Here is a 1,032-nt window from a genome sequence, read left to right on the forward strand (position 1 = left end):
CAAGACCTCGCAACTGGTGTCGGTAAGCCAAATTAGTCGGTAATCAAGGACTTTGCGGCCCTAAGTCGGTCCGGGCTCGCGTATCTCGGCGAAAAGGGCTAAGTCGCAGCGCGCTACGATGCACTCAATGAATGGCGCGACCGCACCGATCGGCATTTTGGTCACTGCGGCGATCGACTTACTCATCGCCGCCGTGGACCAGATTCCGCCGGAGGGCTGGGACCAGCCGTCTAACCTCGAGGGCTGGAGCTTGCGCGATTTGGTGGGGCACGCCACCGGTAGCGCGGCGAAGATCGTGACGCTCGTCGAAGACGGAAAAGTCTGGGAACTCCCCTCGCAGCCGGCCGACTGGGTATGCGACGATCCGGCGGCACGACTTCGCGAGCTTGCCGCGCGGTTGCAGGTTGCCTTGCCCGGCGCCGACCTGGACGCGATGCGGGTGTCGCCGGAGGGTGAGGTTCCGCTGCACCGGGCGCTGACCTATCCCGTCTCGGACCTGGCATTGCACAGCTGGGACGTACATTGCTCACAAGGCCGGCTGATCGAGCTGCCGTCAGATCTGCTGGCGCTGTGCCGTGGACTTGTGGAGTCGGTGCCGGAGGAGATGCTGCGGCGGCCGGGCGGCTTCGGGCCGGCCCACTCCGCGCCGGCGGACTCGACGCCGACCGCCCGGCTGATGGCTTATCTCGGGCGCTCAGTCGACAGGCAGGGCTAGCTGTCGCGCCTGATTTTCAATGCGGTGGTGATCATCGGAATCTGAAGTGGTAGCCGCGCGAAAGCGGCGATGCGCATCGGCCATGGCTTGCTCCACCACAACCGGCACATGTTGACGTTCGCCGGGAACACCCCGAGGAACAGCACGACGGCCGCCAGCGCGGCTGTCCGCCGAGTGCGTCGCGGCACCAGCAAGGCACCGGTGGCTATCTCGGCGACGCCCGATGCGTAGGTGTAGAACCGCGGGGTGCCGGGCAGCTCGGCGGGGACGATGTCGTCGAACGGTTTGGGGGCAAGGAAGTGCACGGTGCCGATACC

At 66.0% G+C, this 1,032-nt stretch carries 2 protein-coding genes; one reads left to right on the plus strand and one right to left on the minus strand.

Annotated elements, in window-relative coordinates; all coding sequences use genetic code 11:
• Positions 1-127: 127 nt before the first annotated feature.
• Positions 128-715, plus strand: coding sequence for a TIGR03086 family metal-binding protein (locus tag ACZY0B_RS27645; RefSeq protein ID WP_463767406.1), 588 nt, complete (start codon positions 128-130; stop codon positions 713-715).
• On the opposite strand, the gene ACZY0B_RS27650 is transcribed toward ACZY0B_RS27645, so the two are convergent.
• Positions 712-1,032 (minus strand): DoxX family protein (locus ACZY0B_RS27650; protein WP_463767405.1); only part of this gene is annotated, 321 nt, incomplete at its 5' end. The genes ACZY0B_RS27645 and ACZY0B_RS27650 overlap by 4 nt on opposite strands.

This window comes from Mycobacterium sp. IDUB_19 (genome assembly GCF_055419445.1).